Source organism: Paenibacillus etheri (assembly GCF_001012825.1).
Classification (GTDB): Bacteria; Bacillota; Bacilli; order Paenibacillales; family Paenibacillaceae; genus Paenibacillus_AQ; species Paenibacillus_AQ etheri.
Genome location: NZ_LCZJ02000018.1, coordinates 707,899 through 725,599, shown reverse-complemented (window position 1 = coordinate 725,599; position 17,701 = coordinate 707,899). Strand labels below are relative to the sequence as shown.

The window sequence follows — 17,701 nt, the reverse complement described above, 5'->3', positions numbered from 1 at the left end:
CCTTAAGATGGGCTTTGTTCAAATATAAGAAAGTATAAGTTTCACGTTATACATTATCCTTATATTTCTCGCTTAAACGCTCACCGTCCTAATAAGGACGCCGAGGGCGTTTATGCTTAGTTATCGATAGCCTCCGGTTCTGTATAAGCGAGGCCCGTACGATTAGCGTACTCGGCAAGACTGTCTAATGCACGATGCGCTAGCATCTCATTCTTTTCTTTTTTATTACGGATTTTCTTCTCCACCTTCGGCAAAAGGCCAAAGTTGGCATTCATAGGCTGAAAATGCTCCGGATCAGCGGATGTGATATAAGCAGGCATACTTCCAAGCACCGTGTCTTGCGGGAAGATCAGACCTTCCTTACCGAGTGCGGCTCTAGCAGCATTAATACCGGCAATCAGACCTGAGGCTGCTGACTCCACATAACCTTCTACACCAGTCATCTGCCCGGCAAAGTATAGCCTTTCTTTGCCCTTCATCTGATAAGTAGGATGCAAGAGTTTAGGAGAATTAATAAATGTATTTCTATGCATTACACCATACCGAACGTATTCAGCATTCTCAAGACCCGGAATCAGAGAGAATACACGCTTCTGCTCGCCCCATTTCAAGTGCGTTTGAAAGCCCACCAGATTGTAAAGCGTTCCAGCAGCATTATCCTGACGAAGCTGTACTACCGCATACGGTAGCTTACCTGTGTGTGGATTAATAAGCCCTACAGGCTTCATTGGACCAAACAATGCTGTTTGCTTACCACGCTTCATCATGATTTCGATAGGCATACAGCCCTCAAAGTATATCTCTTTCTCAAAATCCTTGAGCGCCGCCGTCTCTGCAGAAATCAACGCATCATAAAACACGTCAAACTCCTCTTCAGTCATTGGACAGTTCAGGTAAGCTGCTTCTCCTTTGTCATAACGGGAAGCCAGATACACTTTATTCATATCGATACTGTCCTTCTCAACAATCGGTGCTGCAGCATCATAAAAATAGAAATACTCTTCACCTAATAAGCCCTTAATTTCTGCAGATAATGCAGGAGAAGTGAGTGGACCTGTTGAAATAACAACAATCCCTTCCTCCGGTATATGCGTAAGTTCCTCATTTATGACTTCTACGAGCGGATGATTATGCAATGTACTCGTAATTTCTCCCGAGAAACCGTCCCGATCCACGGCAAGTGCGCCGCCAGCAGGTACAGCGTGACGATCAGCTGCACCTAATACTAGAGAGTTTAAACGTCGCATTTCTTCCTTTAATACACCCACCGCATTGCCTAAACCATTTGCACGCAAGGAGTTGCTGCATACTAGTTCTGCGAATTGATTGGTGTGGTGTGCTGGTGTCTTCACTACTGGTCTCATTTCATATAATCTAACGGGTACTCCTTGAGAAGCTATTTGCCAGGCCGCTTCACTTCCTGCGAGACCTGCTCCAATTACTGTTACCTTTGCTGTATCTGTCACTGTCTTCTTTCCTCCTGTAGAGACTATTATTCTGCTAACTCTTCTTCGTTGTCTAAAACTGCCTCTGTATGGTCACAAGATGTACATTGCAGCTTGGTGCCTTGCTTATTGCGTTTTTCAATCATCCAAGCCCCGCAAGATGGACATGGTTTAGTGGATGGTCTATCCCAAGAGACGAAATCACAGCCAGGATATTGATCGCAGCCATAGAAGACACGCCCTTTTTTGCTACGACGCTCTACAACTTTACCTTCATGACACTTAGGGCAAGTTACACCGATATCCTTAATGATCGGCTTCGTATTTCGGCAATCTGGAAAGCCGGAGCATGCTAGAAATTTCCCGAAACGCCCTAATTTATATACAAGTGGTTTACCACATTTCTCGCAGATCTCATCTGAGACTTCATCTTCAATCTCAATTTCTTTCATTTCTTCTTCGGCAAACACTAAGCGCTTCTCGAAAGACTCGTAAAATTCGGCAAGAACCTTCACCCAATCTTCTGAACCCTCTTCCACATGGTCAAGATCCCCTTCCATATTAGCCGTAAACTCTACGTTCAATATTTCCGGAAAAAATTGTTCCATTTGCTCGATGACTAGTTCACCAAGCTCTGTAGGCATGAATTTTTTCTCTTCAATAGCTACATAACCACGCTTCTGAATAGTTTCAAGCGTTGGTGCATACGTACTTGGACGTCCTATCCCTAATTCCTCAAGTGTCTTTACAAGCCTTGCTTCTGTATATCGCGGTGGTGGCTGTGTAAAATGCTGCTTCGGCTCGATCTCTTGCTTATTTAAAGCATCTCCCGCTTGAAGAGGCGGTAAGTACTTATCTTCATCTGTAGTTCCATCATCGTTGCCTTCCACATAAACCTTCATGAACCCTGGGAATGAAACCTTCGAACCAACGGCTCTGAACGTCGCCGTACCCGCTTCTATATCAACCGAGAGTGTGTCAAGAAGAGCCGAAGCCATTTGACTGGATACGAACCGCTCCCATACCAGCTTGTAAAGACGGAATTGATCCCGGCTCAAGAACTCTTTGACCATTTCCGGTTCACGAAGTGCTGAAGTTGGTCGAATCGCTTCATGCGCTTCTTGCGCTCCAGCTGCCTTCTTTGAATACTGGCGAGGCGCTTCGGGTAAGAACTTTTCACCATACTTAGCAGTAATCAGCTCTTTAGCTTCATCCTGTGCAGTGACAGATAAACGTGTCGAGTCCGTACGCATATAGGTGATCAAACCTACGGTTCCCTCTTTGCCTAGTTCCACACCTTCGTATAATTGCTGGGCAACAGACATTGTCTTAGCTGCACGGAATCCAAGCTTACGAGCTGCTTCCTGTTGAAGGGAACTTGTTGTAAAAGGCGCCGAAGGATGCCGTTGTCTTTCTTTCTCCTTCACATTACTTACCTTAAAAGCTGCGTTCTTGATTGCCTCAAGGACCTCTTGAACATCGCTTTCCTGATTAAGTTCCTTCTTCACACCATTCAGCTTATGAAACTTAGCTTCAAAGACAGAATCTCGAATCCCAAGTTTAGCTGTAATACTCCAATATTCAGTAGGTACAAAAGCGGAGATTTCATTCTCACGATCCATTATGATCTTTACAGCTACAGATTGAACACGTCCAGCAGATAACCCTTTTTTGACTTTCTTCCATAATAGGGGGCTAATCTTGTAACCTACTAGCCGATCCAGTATACGTCTTGCCTGCTGCGCATTCACAAGATCCATGTTAATCTTGCGAGGCGTCTTAAAAGCATCCTTCACCGCTTGTTTGGTGATCTCATTAAATACAACTCGGCATTCCTGCGTATTATCTAAATCCAGTGCATGTGCCAAGTGCCAGGCAATCGCTTCTCCTTCGCGATCGGGGTCAGCTGCGAGATAGACTTTTTTCACTTTTTTACTAGCATCTTTCAATTCCTTCAATATAGAACCTTTACCACGAATCGTAATATATTTGGGATTGAAATCATTCTCCACTTCAACACCAATTTGACTCTTCGGTAGATCTCTGATGTGTCCCATAGATGCCTTTACAATATACTTACTACCTAGATATTTGCCAATTGTCTTCGCTTTTGCGGGCGATTCGACAATAACCAATGCATCTGCCATAGACTCTTCCTCCTCGTTAACACTCGTACCTCTATATTAAATTACCTTAAAAATAGCTCCTGGTAATTGTGCTACCGCTTTTTTTATGATTAAAGATAACAGAACTGAATGCAAATGTCCAAAATCCCATCCTGTCCTCACAAGCAGATCGTCCAAAATAAAGGGTCCTTGATGCAGTATATGGTATAGGTGTGACTCCTCATTTGTCAATTTCTTTTCAATTAATAAGTCGTTAGCCACCTGTTCAGGGGGACCGCTTTCACCCGTTTTTGAACGGTTTGTCGGGAGATATGAAGTATATTCTTCTAAAATATCTAATGCACTGGTTACCAGCTTTGCCCCCTGTTTAATCAGATCAAGAGCACCTCTACTTTTAGGAGAGGTAATAGGTCCAGGGACAGCAAAAACATCCCGTCCTGCTTCCAAGGCAGCATCAGCGGTAATGAGTGACCCACTTCTACTATCCGCCTCTACGACTACTGTCCCGTATGTAAGACCGGCAATAATTCGATTGCGCTGCGGAAATAACCCTGGATGACTTTTGGTTCCAAGTGGATACTCAGTGAGCACTAACCCATCACGGGAAATCAATCGCTCAAGCTCCTTGTTCTCAGGCGGGTAGACACGATCAAGACCTGTAGCTACTACCGCTATAGTGCCTCCACCGCTTCTTAGTGCAGCTTCATGACAAACGCTATCAATCCCCCTCGCTAATCCGCTAACCACTGTTAGACCTGCTGCACAAAGCTCTTTCGTGAGGATCTCCCCTACCTTCCGTCCATAAGCTGTTGGCACACGAGTGCCTACCATCGCCACACTAGGTGTCGATAACAGATCCAAACGCCCGCGATAATAAAGAATCCAAGGTGGCTGAGCCGTCTCCTTCAATAAATTGGGGTAGTCTGCATCGAAAACCGTAACCATGTTCACAGCACTTTCTTCCATTAGTAAGCGTCGATTTACTATCCACTCCAACGTATATATAGAAGCAAGATGAATCGACATTTTCTCGGTCAACCCAATCTTTTCCCAATCTTCTGCGCTACAAGAAAATGCTTTTTCTGACAAAAGCCCAGCTCTGCAAATCTTGTCGATAGTTTTCCAGCCAATACCTTCCACTTCGTTAAAACCGAATAGTAGTTCCTGTTCTTCCATATCATTTTTCGCTCCTCAACATGGGAGGCCTAGCCTTCCCTATTTTGTGTTACACATCTTGAAAACGCAAGCATTTCTTTAAATTCAATAAATTTCTATTAAAATAAAAAAAGCAACCTTTCATCCCTGGATAGGACAAAAGGTTGCTTACCTCTTAAATTAATTATACACGAAATAACCTCACTACGTGGAGTGATTTCCCTGTATTAACTCCAAAAACTAGTGCGATGTAAAAGCATTGAGAATACCGCGCTCTTCAAGCACACTTACGAGTGTCGAACCCATTTCAGCAGGTGTAGGGGCTACCTTAATTCCGCAAGCTTCCAGTACGGCAATTTTTTCGCTAGCTGTACCTTTACCTCCAGAAATGATAGCACCAGCATGCCCCATTCGTTTGCCCGGAGGTGCAGTTGCTCCTCCAATGAAGCCCACAACTGGCTTGGTCATGTGTTCACGAATCCACTCTGCTGCTTCTTCCTCTGCAGTACCACCGATCTCTCCGATCATGATAACTGCTTTCGTGCCCGGATCCTCATTAAACAGCTTCAAAATATCAATAAACTCAGAGCCTTTAACAGGGTCTCCGCCAATACCCACAGCGGAAGACTGTCCAATTCCACGCGTGGTTAGCTGATGAACAGCCTCATAGGTTAGCGTTCCGCTACGCGAGACCACTCCAACATAACCAGGCATATGAATATAACCAGGCATGATTCCAATCTTACACTCTCCAGGAGTGATGACACCCGGACAGTTTGGACCGATCAACACTGTAGAACGGCCTTCCATATAACGAGAGACTTTTACCATATCAAGCACAGGAATACCTTCGGTAATACAGATAACCAAATCCAGCTCCGCATCTACAGCCTCCATGATGGAGTCTGCTGCGAAGGCTGGCGGTACATAAATCACACTTGCAGTTGCTCCAGTAGCTGCCTTAGCAGCTGCAACAGTATCAAATACCGGAAGACTTACTTCACTGCCATTTTCAAGGGTGATATTAACTGTCGTTCCACCTTTACCCGGCGTTACTCCTCCAACCATCTGTGTCCCATAATCCAGCGCACCTTTAGTATGGAACAAGCCCGTTGCTCCTGTAATACCTTGCGTGATAACTTTCGTATTTTTATCTACAAGAATGCTCATGCCTTAAGTCACATCCCTACTTATATTGTCAAATACGATAACTGGCTTCAACTTCCGAGCCATTATTGCACAAGAGATACAATCTTACGGGCACCGTCCGCCATAGAATCAGCAGCTACAATGTTAAGTCCCGATCCAGCCAAGATTTGCTTACCCAATCCAACATTTGTTCCTTCAAGACGAACAACAAGCGGTTTAGTCAATCCCAATTGACTTGCCGCTTCCACAACACCGTTAGCAATAACGTCACAGCGCATAATACCGCCGAAAATGTTAACGAAAATTCCATTTACCTTTTCATCCGAAAGAATGATTTTAAAGGCTTCTGTAACTTTCTCGGTAGTTGCACCGCCCCCTACATCAAGGAAGTTGGCGGGTTCGCCTCCGTAATATTTAATTATATCCATCGTTGCCATCGCTAGGCCTGCACCGTTCACCATACAACCAATATTGCCATCAAGCGCAATATAGCTCAGGTCATACTTTGAGGCTTCGATTTCTTTCAAATCTTCTTCATCCAGATCCCGAAGCTCTTGAATATCCTTGTGGCGGAACAAAGCATTGGGGTCAAAATTCAGCTTAGCATCTAGAGCCATCACATTACCATCCGCTGTAACTACCAATGGGTTAATTTCGGCAATAGAGCAATCTTTATCCACAAAAGCTAGATATAGCGCTTGCATGAATTTCACAGTCTTGCCTACCAGTTCATTAGGAATAGAGATGCTGTAAGCTAGTTTACGAGCTTGGAAAGTCTGCAAACCTACTGCCGGATCAATGATTTCTTTAAAAATCTTCTCCGGATGTGTAGCTGCAACCTCTTCAATCTCTGTGCCACCTTCTTCAGATGCCATCATAACCACTCGACCAGTTCCTCGATCTACAACAATACCAATGTAATACTCTTTAACAATTTGACAGCCCTCTTCAATAAGAAGCCGCTTTACTACCTTACCCTCCGGACCAGTCTGGTGAGTAACTAAAGTCTTGCCGAGAATCTCGGTTGCGTAAGTACGCACTTCATCGATATTCTTAGCAACCTTTACACCTCCAGCTTTACCGCGTCCACCTGCGTGAATCTGAGCTTTGACTACAACAACCGGTGTACTCAGTGACTCTGCGGCTTCTACCGCTTCCTCCACTGTATAAGCTACTTTTCCATTCGGTACGGCCACACCGTACTTCTTAAGCACTTCTTTTCCCTGATACTCGTGGATATTCATAGCGGTAGCCTCCTAAAGTAGCGTGGTGACTCAGGCAGGCAGCCTGTTGTCATCTCGCCTTCCGTTTTGATTGCCGCGGGGTTAGGGATAGGCTGATGTTAAACATGCAGCACTATTCCAGAACCAACAGAAACTGCTATACCAATCGTATAAGAATAGCCTTGTTTCTGTGAGAGACATTGAGTAAATCTATAAGACTAATCTTATACTTACCTATATGCCATATAAAGGAACCCAGAATAGTGTAACATGTTTTTAAAACGCTTTCCTTAAATATATTCATGATTTGTACACATTTTTTCGCTTGGTTTCATGCCGGAATGCGAACGATCGCATTGACGCCTCATCATACTTACTTTTTACTATCTTGAGTGTTCGCCTCATGAACACGGTTCAGCAAACTTTTGAACTGCTCAAGCAGCTCTACAGTCTCATCGCTGGACATAGTCGTTTCTTCCATCATTTTTCCAGGAATACAAGCCGCATTATTTTGAAGTGACCAGCCATGCTCCGTTAGTGAAATTAGAACTTTCCTTTCATCTTGTGTCGAACGTTCACGCACGATCAACCCTGCAGCTTGTAGGCGTTTCAATAGAGGCGTCAACGTACCCGAATCCAAAAATAGCGCCTCACCGATTTCTTTAACCGTACATTGCTGCCGTTCCCATAACACAAGCATTACTAGATATTGCGAGTATGTTAAACCGATCTTATCCAAATAAGGTTGATACAGCTTTGTGATCTCACGAGAGCAAGCATAAATCGTAAAACAGAGTTGATTCTCAATCAGCAGCTCAGGTGTAGTTGTCATCTTTTGCGTATCTTCTTCATTCATTTTCATATCTTATTCACCTGCCTTATAGCCCTATTTTATCATAATTCACTCATAACATCATAATAATAGCAAAAAATTAATTTGACATTATAATAAATTGTGATAAATTAGATTGTATACAAACTAATATTGAATTGGAGAGATACACAATGATGACCATCCAGCAAAAAATGTATGAAACAACTGTTAAAGCCGTAGGAGGAAGAAACGGTTTTATCGAATCAGAAAGCCCTAGGCTCAATCTTACGATCAGTACACCACGCGAAATGGGAGGTTCCGGTGGCGAAGGCACAAATCCCGAACAACTATTTGCAGCTGGATATTCTGCTTGTTTCGATAGTGCTCTAAATATGGTTGCTCGACTCGGAAAAGTGAAAATTGAAGGTAGCGAAGTAACGGCTACAGTCAGCTTCGGTAAAGTTGAAGATGGAGGTTTTGGCATAGCGGTTAAGCTTGATGTGCTGGTTAAAGGCGTTGACAGAGAAACCGCAAACTCTTTAGTAGAAGCTGCTCATGGCGCTTGCCCATACTCCCGCGCAACCCGTGGAAATATCGCTATAGAATTGAATGTACTGTAAGAAAGTACTATAAACACCCTTAGGGTGGAATCAATAACCCAAAATATAGAGCAGCAATTCACCAATTACGGGAATCGCTGCTCTATTCTATTTATTCTTCCGTCATCGCCTGCCTGTCTAAATTACGGTACTGTACAGCCTCCGCAAGATGAGCAGAAGTAATATCCTGTGCGCCTTCCAGATCAGCTATTGTACGGGATAGCTTAATAATTCGATCATGCGCTCGCATGCTTAAACCTAAATTCTCCAGAATGTCATGCAGCAATTGAGCCCCTTCACGGCTAAGATTTGCATATCTTCGAAGGGAAGCGCCGGAAAGTTCACTGTTCCAAGAAATAGGCAAGCGTTTAAACCGTTTAACCTGTATTGCCTGTGCCGCCAAGACCTCTGCATGCATCTCAGCCGAAGATAAAACATGCCCCTGTCGATCCCATTCCTTTGGGCGAGGAACATCCACCTGTAAATCAATACGATCCAATAAGGGCCCTGAAATCTTTGCGCGATATTGAGCAATCCTAGCAGGACTGCATGTACAATGTTGTTGCGAAAGACCACTCCCAAAATAACCACAGCTGCAGGGATTCATCGATGCTGCAAGCATAAATTTTGCAGGATAGGTAAATGAAGCGCGAGCCCGACTTATGGTAACAACCCCGTCTTCAAGCGGCTGGCGCAACACTTCAAGTACATTTCGAGAGAACTCGGGCAACTCATCTAGAAAGAGAATGCCTCGATGCGCAAGACTAACTTCTCCCGGCTTTGGAATACCTCCACCCCCAATAAGACCTGCGGCTGATATCGTATGATGGGGGGAGCGAAAAGGACGACTACGCAACAAACCGTTGTGGGCATCTTTCAAAGTACCTGCTGCGCTAAAAATTTTGGTTACTTCAAGTGCCTCACTCTCAGACAATTTCGGAAGGATGCTTGGAAGGCGTTTAATCAGCATCGTTTTCCCTGTACCGGGTGGGCCGATGAGCAAAATATTGTGCATGCCTGCTGCCGCAATGGTTAGGGCTCTTTTTACATGTTGTTGACCTAGCACATCACTGTAATCATCTATCATCTCGTTCATTGCACATGAGGAGTCCTCAGAAGCACCGTAAACCGGGGTATATTTAAGATGTTCCAAAGAAAAGACAAGAATCGGAGGTCGTTCATTAGCATCCATCCCCTTTGTTACAGTTACAGGAAAAGGAAGAGACGGTAAAGAAGGCATTTCTCCAGAAACTCCCACATCCCGTTGATTCTGTTCATCTCCCCCTTTGACACCCTTAGCAGAATTGGACGTTGGTTCTTTCGGGTTCGGTAATGCACATAAATGGTCGATTGTGTATATATTTATGCCGCTGATCAAAGCTGCCTCAGCAGCATTCCCTTGAGGAAGCAGTACAGCCTTAAATCCATTTTTACGTGCTGCTTCCACCATTGGCAGAACTCCTGATACTGGCCGTAGACTGCCGTCGAGCGCAAGCTCACCAATGAAGAGCACCTCTTTAGCTGAGGGCATAATCAGTTGACCACTAGTTATCAGTATCCCCAGAGCAATCGCAAGGTCAAAGGCAGAGCCTTCTTTTCGTAAGTCGGCTGGTGCTAGATTTATCGTAATGCGCTGCTGGGGATAGCGATAGCCACAGTTCTTAACAGCGGCTCTTACTCTTTCTACTGCTTCACGAATCGCTGAATCCGGCAAACCAATGATATTCGTCTGTGGCAATCCATTCGCAAGATCAATTTCAACACCTATCATTACCCCTTCAATTCCATACAGACACGCACTATTCATTTTTCCATACATAAAAACACCTCATCTCCTGAAATACACCCCTGTTTGGTGTCAAATCTTCAAGAAAAAAGGTGCTTCCTTTTTTTCCGGTAATAAATTAGCTATTATATCTCATTATATAGATGGAATCCTTACGTAATCAACAATTATTCAATAATTATAAACAAACATCAGATTGCATAAATACGCACAAATAATCCCGTAGACCTACATCAACCTTCTTCACTGACTACGACAGAGTCCCTAATCTGTTCAAAAGTCAACGGTTTATAGTTCCAATGCTCCACACAAATGTTAAAATAATTCTTTCCTTCATATTTTTGCCCGTGGATATGACCATGCACATTTACGTAAGGCATATGTTTATTCATATACATAGGCTCATGAGAGAGAAAAAAGAAATCCTTGTAAATTAGCGGATATTCACTAACCTCGTCAAAGCCTGCTTCAAGCCACCAATCCCGACCGCGGCCGCGATCATGATTGCCGAGAATTAGAATCTTATAGCCATGAAGCCTTTCCACAATAGCATGTGTCGCTTCCTTATTAAGAAACGAAAAGTCTCCCAAATGAAACACTTTATCATCCGGATTCACTACTGAATTCCAGCTCTCAATCATGGCTTCATTCATTTGTGCCACATCTATAAAGGGTCTGGATTCAAAATCAATAATCAACTTATGTCCAAAATGATGGTCGGATGTAAAAAAAACGTTAGCCATATTCACCCTTCTTTCTTTTTTGATCATAGTTTGTATGATTATCTCCAGTCACGCCGCTTATGTGATTGTTTTTTATTATCGCTCTGGATCAGTTCAGCTAGAGGGGGAGTCTCTTCATTCTCAATGAGCCAGCTACGCATCTCTTTAATCGCCTCCACCTGTCCATTTCCTTTATCACGCCATGTAAGAAGCTCTATGACTTTAATAACAAGCGCCAAGAGACTGCTAGTGCTGTTTTGTGATTTATCAGCACGGATTTTTTGAAATAGCGCCTCATTTTTCCAATCGATTAATATTTCCTCAGCTATAGTGGGCCGCATAACCGTGAAGTTCTTATTGCAATTTGCACAACAGACAACGGATACTGGCTCTGCGGTAAATTTCACTTCAATCTTCTGCTGGCAATATTGGCAAGCAAAACTAACCTGCATTTCAAAAGGTTTATTCTTCACTTAAAACAGCCCTCCTCATGATGACATTAAAAAGTTACTCTAATGTTTACCCATTTCTTTTGAGAAATGACCCACTGTGCGGAGGCTATGTAAAGACTTTTTCACAAGAATGCCAGTGCCCATAATGAATCGCGTGAGAATATGGGGTGCAGCTTAAAAAGCCTCACGTATATGCCCCAAAGAAGCGATACTTAAATCCTCATTCAGTAAAATGCTAATGACATCAAAAGTTACTCTTCGATCATCATAACCTTTCATATGCAAATATACCTGTGCTGTATTTCGCACTTGATGTATTTTTCGAGTATTCACTGATTCCTCCGGAGTCCCCTGGTATAGCTCTCCACTACGACTGCGAACTTCAACAAAAATAATACAACCTTCGTTCTCCGCAATAATATCAAGTTCTCCGGTTCGACAACGCCAATTTCGGTCTAAGATCTTGTAGCCACAAGTAGATAAGTACTGCACAGCTCCGTCTTCAGCAGCGGCTCCCTTCTGTTTGCGGTTGAAACGCTCTCTTGCGTATGGCTCTTTCATTCCGGACTCCGTTCACCGGCGGAACGGTCGCTCTGATACACAAAGCTGAGGATTTCAGCCACTAGCTGATAAAGTTCAGATGGAATCTGTTGATCTAGATCGAGCTTTGAAAGAACTTCTACGAGAGCTGCGTCCTCCTGGACAGCAACCCCATTCTCTTTGGCTTTTTGCAGAATCAGATCCGCTATCGCCCCTTGTCCTTTGGCGACAACGATAGGCGCCTCACTTTGTCCAGGGCTATACTTGAGAGCGACCGCTTTTTTGAGCCCTTGTGAAATTGGAGGTACAGGCTCATTCTCATTCATATACGGTAATCCACTCCTTTATAGGCATCAGGAACATAATCAACAAGTTTACTATGGGTATTGGTAAGCTCTGTAGATAACTTTAGTTCGGGTAAAGGTTCGGTTCTTAAGCCCGACAACTGATAACCAATAGATTCTATTGCCGTTTTAATGTCATCACGCCGCTGTTCCAGCAGCTCAAGCACCCAAGAATGATCATTATGCAGCTTAAGACTAACGATTCGATCAACAACCTGCACATCAACCAGCGTCTGGCCGATCTGCTTCATATCCAAATCAAACCAGAGCCTGCAATTGGCAGCATCTAATTCACCCTTGCGTCCCCGACGCGACTGAATATGAACGGAAGCGGTCTCCTGCCCATCTGGACCTTGCAGCGGCAAGAACAACGTCACTTGCGCGAAAGGCGCTGTTCGATCTGTATTGAGCAGCAGCTGTTGTCCTGTCAGCTGCTGCACTAGTCCGCTCGCGGCTTCTTTTACCGCGGGCGGCACCTCGCTGCTGCTCATGATCTGCAGCAGCACGCCCTTCAAGGTGTCGGCGGCTTGTTCGCCTCCGACACCCGCACTGCCAAGCGCGGCCGTACCTGCCGCCGCGCGGGCCGTCTCAGCGGCGGCTACTGCGCCGCCGCGCACCGCCTGCTGCTCGTGCTCCGCACCGAGCAGCTTCAGCACCCGCCCCACCCACGACTCCGCGTCCGCGGGTGGGGCGGTGTCCGGCTGTATCGGCGAAGCCGTCACAGCCGGGGTCTCCCCACGCGGCGCAGCAGCCGCGGGGGCAGGGTTTGCTCCCGCCGCGTCAGCGGGCGGGAGCACTGCGAGCTGCGGCAAGCTGCCGCGCAGCTCGGTGAGCACGCCCTGCAGCTTCGCGAGCAGGGCGGCCCCGCTAGGTGGAGCCGCCTGAGGCGCTGCACCAGCAGTGGTTCCTTCGGCGCTCACACTCGCGCCACCAATCCCAGCCCCGCTCTTATCAATATTCATAGCCTGGCTCTTATCTGCATGAATAGCACTATTCAGTGCTCCATCCTTATTTAAATTCAAGGCATTACCTTGAATCTCAACTTCACGGGAACCGATAAGACTACTCGCTGCACCATCTGCTTGAGCACTTAAAGCACTATTTAAAGTGCCGGAAGCCATAGAAGGTGTTGTTTTACCAGCCGTAGGTTCTGTAATCATTCCACCCTTCGAGATCTGTGCACCTTCAGCTGCCTCATCAAGAACCGCTGGCTTGCCCGTTACAATACCCGTTTCATTATCAGAAGCTAAGTTAAGAGTCACCTTGACTGGTGCACCTTGTTCATCCGGTTTCATAATAGTCGTAATTCCAGATGCACCTTCAGAAGCTCCTCCCGAAAGAGCGGTACTTCCGCTTGCAACAGTACCATCAGCAACTTTGCTCGCGGCTTGTCCATTTCCTTTTGCTGCCAGCTGCGCAGCATCCGCTTCAACGTCGCCACCCTCTACAACCCCCACGTTATTCCCACTTGCTGCACCTGCAGTTACCGATGGTTCGAGCTTTCCAGTACTGGTACCCATTCCGGCTTTAGGTTCCGTGGTGGTTGTTTCTTCACTAGCAATTTGCCCTGCCCATATCGTAATCTGATCTTCTAATGCTGACAAAAGCTGATGCAGCTGCGGGCCAAATACAGCCTGCTGCAATCCTTTTACACTCTCAGCTGTAACAGGGAGTCCCCGCTTTACGGAAATGACTGCTGCGTCAAGCCATTCTGATGTAGGCACACCAGCTGGCTTAGCACTCATTACTGCATCCAACAAAGCCGCTGTCTCTTTCGTCAGCGGGACGCCTCCAGTTTGCATCGCTAGTACGATTTCACGACCTGCTTTGGAATCAGCTAGCCCTAGCGACTCCAATGCTTCCCCCATGCTTTGAGGGGTGACTACGACCGTTTCGCCGAGGGAGACCGGCTTCAATACGGGTAATCCGCCTTCTCCGGGTGGTCCAACTTGTAAGTTCATGGTTTCTCCAGGCAGTAGAGGTGTTTCTAATTCCGCACGAACAGGCGTACCTTGAATTTGCACAACCGCTTCTTTTCCTGAATCCGATACCGAGAGAACAACACCACGAACAACTTGCCCTTCTTTCAACTCTAAAGACTTGGCCGCACCTGGTTTATGATCTCCAAGCAATCCACGGATCAATGTTCCGATATTCATACCGTTTCTCCTCCCTCCATTTTCTCTCTTCTTACTATATCGGTATTCATTTCACTTTTTTAAGCGACATTTTAAGAAGAAATGACTTTGTCTTCCTTTATGGATGATAACCATTTCTCGTAAAATATAAGGATAATGTATAGCGTATAACATATACATTCTTATATTTCTAGAATAACGTTTGCTGCTCCGCGAGAATCCGCCCAATAAAACTACGTCGATGCATTGGTGTTGGACCTAAAGCCGTAATTTGTTCCCGGTGAAGCTTGGTCGCATAACCTTTATGTATCGCAATCCCATAATCAGGGTATGATTCCTCCCACAGACCTTCACACAGCCTGTCTCGGGTCACTTTAGCAATAATCGAAGCTGCTGCAATGGACTGGCTATTAGCATCTCCTTTAATAATTGCCCGTTGTGGCAAAGGGAGGTCTACCTTTTCAGCATCGATCAGCATATAGTCAGGAATCTGTTCCAGACTCTCTACCGCTTTTTTCATGGCTAGACGTGAAGCTTGCTTGATATTAATCTCATCAATGACAGTAGAGTCTACATACCCCACACCCACCGCCAGTGCTTGCTCCATTATAATCTCGTATAAAGTATCTCTCTTTTTAGCAGTAAGTTTTTTGGAGTCATTTACTCCATCAATAATAAGCCCTTCTGGCAAAATCACCGCTGCTGCGACGACGTCCCCAAACAAGCAGCCTCTTCCTACTTCATCTACGCCTGCTATATGGCGATAAGACTGTTCCCAGCCTTCTTTTTCATAGTTCAACATATCTAACGAACTCACTAATTTGTCACCGCCAATTATGAATTATTCAATGATCTATATAAGTCAGCTTATCATAGTAAAGCTTACATGGTCATCTTAAAATAGACGTTCCAATTTGATCCATTCCCCATAAAATACCCCCACAAATTGAGGCTTAGCTTCGATGCGTACTCAGGTTCTTTTTGGGGCCCCAAAACATAAAAAAAGAGCCTCCGAAATTTCGGATGGCTCTTCCATACCTAGTCCATTAAACGCAGAATTCACGCCACTTAAGGCGTTTCCAGCGTAAAGCGTCCAAGCTTACCAGCCCGTAGCTCATGTAACAAGGCCCGCGAAGCTTTTTCCAAATCTACACGTCCACCGCTAATCAGACAACCGCGTTTACGACCCACGGCTTCCAAAACAGCTACGATCTCATCTGGATTCTCCAAATCCTCAGGAAGCTTCTCAATGCCAAAGCGTTCTTGAAATCTAGATCCGTAGTCCTTCACCAAATATTTCACTGCATAAAAGGCGATGTCCTCAATATTCAGGATTTCTTCCTTTATTGCACCCGTTACCGCTAGGCGATAACCTACTTCTTGGTCCTCAAACCTCGGCCATAGAATACCTGGGGTATCCAGAAGCTCCAAGTTGCCGCCTGTCTTAATCCACTGTTGACCCTTGGTTACCCCCGGGCGGTCACCAGTAGCAGCAATACTCTTACCAGCCATCCGGTTAATGAGTGTTGATTTACCAACGTTAGGAATACCAACGATCAATGCACGCATAGCTCGCGGATTCATTCCTCTTGCAATCTGCCGGTCAATCTTCTCTTTTAGCAGCAGCTTGACCTGTTCTGGAATATCCTTTACACCTGTTCCAGTAGATGCATCAACAGGATAAGCAACATGCCCTTGTGCCTTGAAGTACGCCAGCCACTTCCGTGTAATTTCCGGATCTGCCAGATCCGCTTTGTTCAAAATAATCAATCTTGGCTTGTCCCGCAAAATATCGTCAATCATCGGATTGCGGCTGGAAAGCGGCAGACGGGAATCAAGCAATTCTATTACAACATCAATCAGCTTCAGCTTATCCTCGATTTGCCGCCTAGCCTTCGTCATATGACCAGGAAACCATTGAATGGCCATTGCCGTCACCTCCTTTGACTTCTGTCAACTTAATGGTTAATCAGTGTAATATCCTTTAGTGGCCAGAAGATTAAATCTGCACGACCCACTATATCCCCCAGTGGTACATAACCGATCATTCGGCTATCGGTACTATCCGAGCGATTATCCCCCATAACGAACACATGTCCTTCAGGTACAGTACCATCCGTGAACTTTTCATTCGGGAAGTCTTTATTATTATACAGAGCGTTGTTTCTATGCGCAGCATCAATAGCGCCTTGGATATATGTTTCGTTAACAACCTCTCCGTTAACTGTAACTACATCCCCTTCTACTTTTACGGTATCTCCAGCTACACCAATTACACGTTTAATAAAATCTCTACCTTCAGAAGGTACGTGGAATACTATAACCTCACCCCGTTGCGGAGATCTAATATCGTACAAAATCTCATTTACGATAACACGTTCACCAGTATGGAAATTAGGCTGCATAGAAGGTCCATCTACAATAAAAGGCTTGAACAAAAGCCAACGAATCAGAAAAACCAATACCAAAGCAATCACTATGGCCTTGATCCATTCTAAGACTTCGTTTTTGGGTTTACGTGGGTTCTGCGCGCTTGAATCCAAAGTTTCACTTTGTTCCTGCTGCATAGTTCACCGTCCTCTCTTAATACTACTCTTACTATACAACACAAAAAAACTCCTGCCAAAAACCCCTCCACAGATACTCCTTCAGGAGGCCTTTTCGGAGAAGCTGATCCCCAAGCGTATATGTCGCACGCAATGTATACCAAGCTAAAACGCCCTCAGCGTCCTTTAAAGACGGTAAGCGTTTATGCGAGAAATATAAGAATAATGTATAACGTGAAACTTATGCTTCGTTATATTTTCAAAAAATAATAAAACGAAAGGGGCTTGAACTCAAGCCCCTTTCCTTTGTCACTATTCTAGCGACGAATTTCTTTAATTCTCGCTGCTTTACCACGTAGTTCACGAAGGTAATAAAGTTTAGCACGACGCACTTTACCACGACGAGCCACTTCAAGTTTCTCGATTTTAGGCGAGTTGATTGGGAATGTTCTTTCCACACCAACACCGTAAGAAATTTTACGAACCGTAAAAGTCTCACTGATTCCACCGCCACGACGTTTGATTACAACGCCTTCGAACAACTGGATACGCTCACGAGTTCCCTCGATAACTTTTACATGCACCTTCAAAGTGTCACCCGGGCGAAAACTCGGGATATCTTTACGAAGTTGCTCTTGTGTAATAGCTTGTAGGATATTCAT

17 protein-coding genes are annotated in these 17,701 nt (G+C 45.0%); 1 reads left to right on the top strand and 16 read right to left on the bottom strand.

Features of this window, described 5'->3' with window-relative positions; all coding sequences use genetic code 11:
* Nucleotides 1-116: 116 nt before the first annotated feature.
* The 6 genes from trmFO to UQ64_RS08805 form a co-directional block, all read right to left on the bottom strand.
* On the bottom strand, nt 117-1,493 hold the full coding sequence (trmFO, locus tag UQ64_RS08830) for an FADH(2)-oxidizing methylenetetrahydrofolate--tRNA-(uracil(54)-C(5))-methyltransferase TrmFO (RefSeq protein ID WP_280818175.1): 1,377 nt from the start codon (nt 1,491-1,493) through the stop codon (nt 117-119).
* Nucleotides 1,493-3,592 carry a type I DNA topoisomerase gene (gene topA, locus UQ64_RS08825; protein ID WP_060623051.1) on the bottom strand — a complete coding sequence of 700 codons (2,100 nt, stop codon included), beginning with the start codon at nt 3,590-3,592 and terminating at the stop codon, nt 1,493-1,495. Before topA ends, trmFO begins: the two co-directional genes overlap by 1 nt.
* Before the next feature lie 36 nt (nt 3,593-3,628).
* The gene (dprA, locus tag UQ64_RS08820; RefSeq protein WP_060623050.1) at nt 3,629-4,747 is read right to left on the bottom strand and encodes a DNA-processing protein DprA; all 1,119 of its coding nucleotides are present in this window, start codon (nt 4,745-4,747) and stop codon (nt 3,629-3,631) included.
* A 219-nt stretch (nt 4,748-4,966) separates the two neighbouring features.
* A complete protein-coding gene (gene sucD / locus UQ64_RS08815; RefSeq protein ID WP_042128953.1) occupies nt 4,967-5,896 on the bottom strand; it encodes a succinate--CoA ligase subunit alpha in 930 nt (309 codons plus the stop codon).
* Nucleotides 5,897-5,958: 62 nt separating this feature from the next.
* The gene (sucC, locus tag UQ64_RS08810) at nt 5,959-7,119 is read right to left on the bottom strand and encodes an ADP-forming succinate--CoA ligase subunit beta (protein WP_042128955.1); all 1,161 of its coding nucleotides are present in this window, start codon (nt 7,117-7,119) and stop codon (nt 5,959-5,961) included.
* A gap of 352 nt (nt 7,120-7,471) precedes the next feature.
* A complete protein-coding gene (locus UQ64_RS08805) occupies nt 7,472-7,960 on the bottom strand; it encodes a MarR family winged helix-turn-helix transcriptional regulator (RefSeq protein WP_245237897.1) in 489 nt (162 codons plus the stop codon).
* Between the two features lie 143 nt (nt 7,961-8,103).
* Between UQ64_RS08805 and UQ64_RS08800 the strand changes: the two genes are divergently transcribed.
* Nucleotides 8,104-8,532 (top strand): organic hydroperoxide resistance protein, encoded by a 429-nt coding sequence (locus UQ64_RS08800; RefSeq protein ID WP_060623049.1) that lies wholly within the window; start codon nt 8,104-8,106, stop codon nt 8,530-8,532.
* Between the two features lie 91 nt (nt 8,533-8,623).
* Here UQ64_RS08800 and UQ64_RS08795 read toward each other — a convergent pair whose 3' ends face one another.
* From UQ64_RS08795 to rplS, 10 genes are all read right to left on the bottom strand, one after another.
* Complete coding sequence (locus UQ64_RS08795) at nt 8,624-10,330, bottom strand: YifB family Mg chelatase-like AAA ATPase (RefSeq protein ID WP_060623048.1); 1,707 nt, start codon at nt 10,328-10,330, stop codon at nt 8,624-8,626.
* A 200-nt stretch (nt 10,331-10,530) separates the two neighbouring features.
* Nucleotides 10,531-11,040: a hypothetical protein gene (locus tag UQ64_RS08790; RefSeq protein ID WP_060623047.1), complete on the bottom strand. Its 510-nt coding sequence runs from the start codon at nt 11,038-11,040 to the stop codon at nt 10,531-10,533.
* 38 nt (nt 11,041-11,078) lie between these two features.
* A complete protein-coding gene (locus UQ64_RS08785) occupies nt 11,079-11,492 on the bottom strand; it encodes a hypothetical protein (protein ID WP_156417494.1) in 414 nt (137 codons plus the stop codon).
* A gap of 153 nt (nt 11,493-11,645) precedes the next feature.
* Nucleotides 11,646-12,032, bottom strand: a complete 387-nt coding sequence (locus UQ64_RS08780) for a YraN family protein (protein WP_060623046.1) — start codon at nt 12,030-12,032, stop codon at nt 11,646-11,648.
* Nucleotides 12,029-12,337: an EscU/YscU/HrcU family type III secretion system export apparatus switch protein gene (locus tag UQ64_RS08775; protein ID WP_060623045.1), complete on the bottom strand. Its 309-nt coding sequence runs from the start codon at nt 12,335-12,337 to the stop codon at nt 12,029-12,031. Before UQ64_RS08775 ends, UQ64_RS08780 begins: the two co-directional genes overlap by 4 nt.
* Nucleotides 12,334-14,514, bottom strand: a complete 2,181-nt coding sequence (locus UQ64_RS08770) for a hypothetical protein (RefSeq protein WP_060623044.1) — start codon at nt 14,512-14,514, stop codon at nt 12,334-12,336. Before UQ64_RS08770 ends, UQ64_RS08775 begins: the two co-directional genes overlap by 4 nt.
* Before the next feature lie 169 nt (nt 14,515-14,683).
* A complete protein-coding gene (locus tag UQ64_RS08765) occupies nt 14,684-15,295 on the bottom strand; it encodes a ribonuclease HII (protein ID WP_060623043.1) in 612 nt (203 codons plus the stop codon).
* A gap of 266 nt (nt 15,296-15,561) precedes the next feature.
* Nucleotides 15,562-16,422, bottom strand: coding sequence for a ribosome biogenesis GTPase YlqF (gene ylqF / locus UQ64_RS08760; RefSeq protein WP_060623042.1), 861 nt, complete (start codon nt 16,420-16,422; stop codon nt 15,562-15,564).
* A 29-nt stretch (nt 16,423-16,451) separates the two neighbouring features.
* Nucleotides 16,452-17,060, bottom strand: coding sequence for a signal peptidase I (lepB, locus tag UQ64_RS08755; protein WP_060623041.1), 609 nt, complete (start codon nt 17,058-17,060; stop codon nt 16,452-16,454).
* Between the two features lie 296 nt (nt 17,061-17,356).
* Nucleotides 17,357-17,701: a 50S ribosomal protein L19 gene (gene rplS, locus UQ64_RS08750; protein WP_039874330.1), complete on the bottom strand. Its 345-nt coding sequence runs from the start codon at nt 17,699-17,701 to the stop codon at nt 17,357-17,359.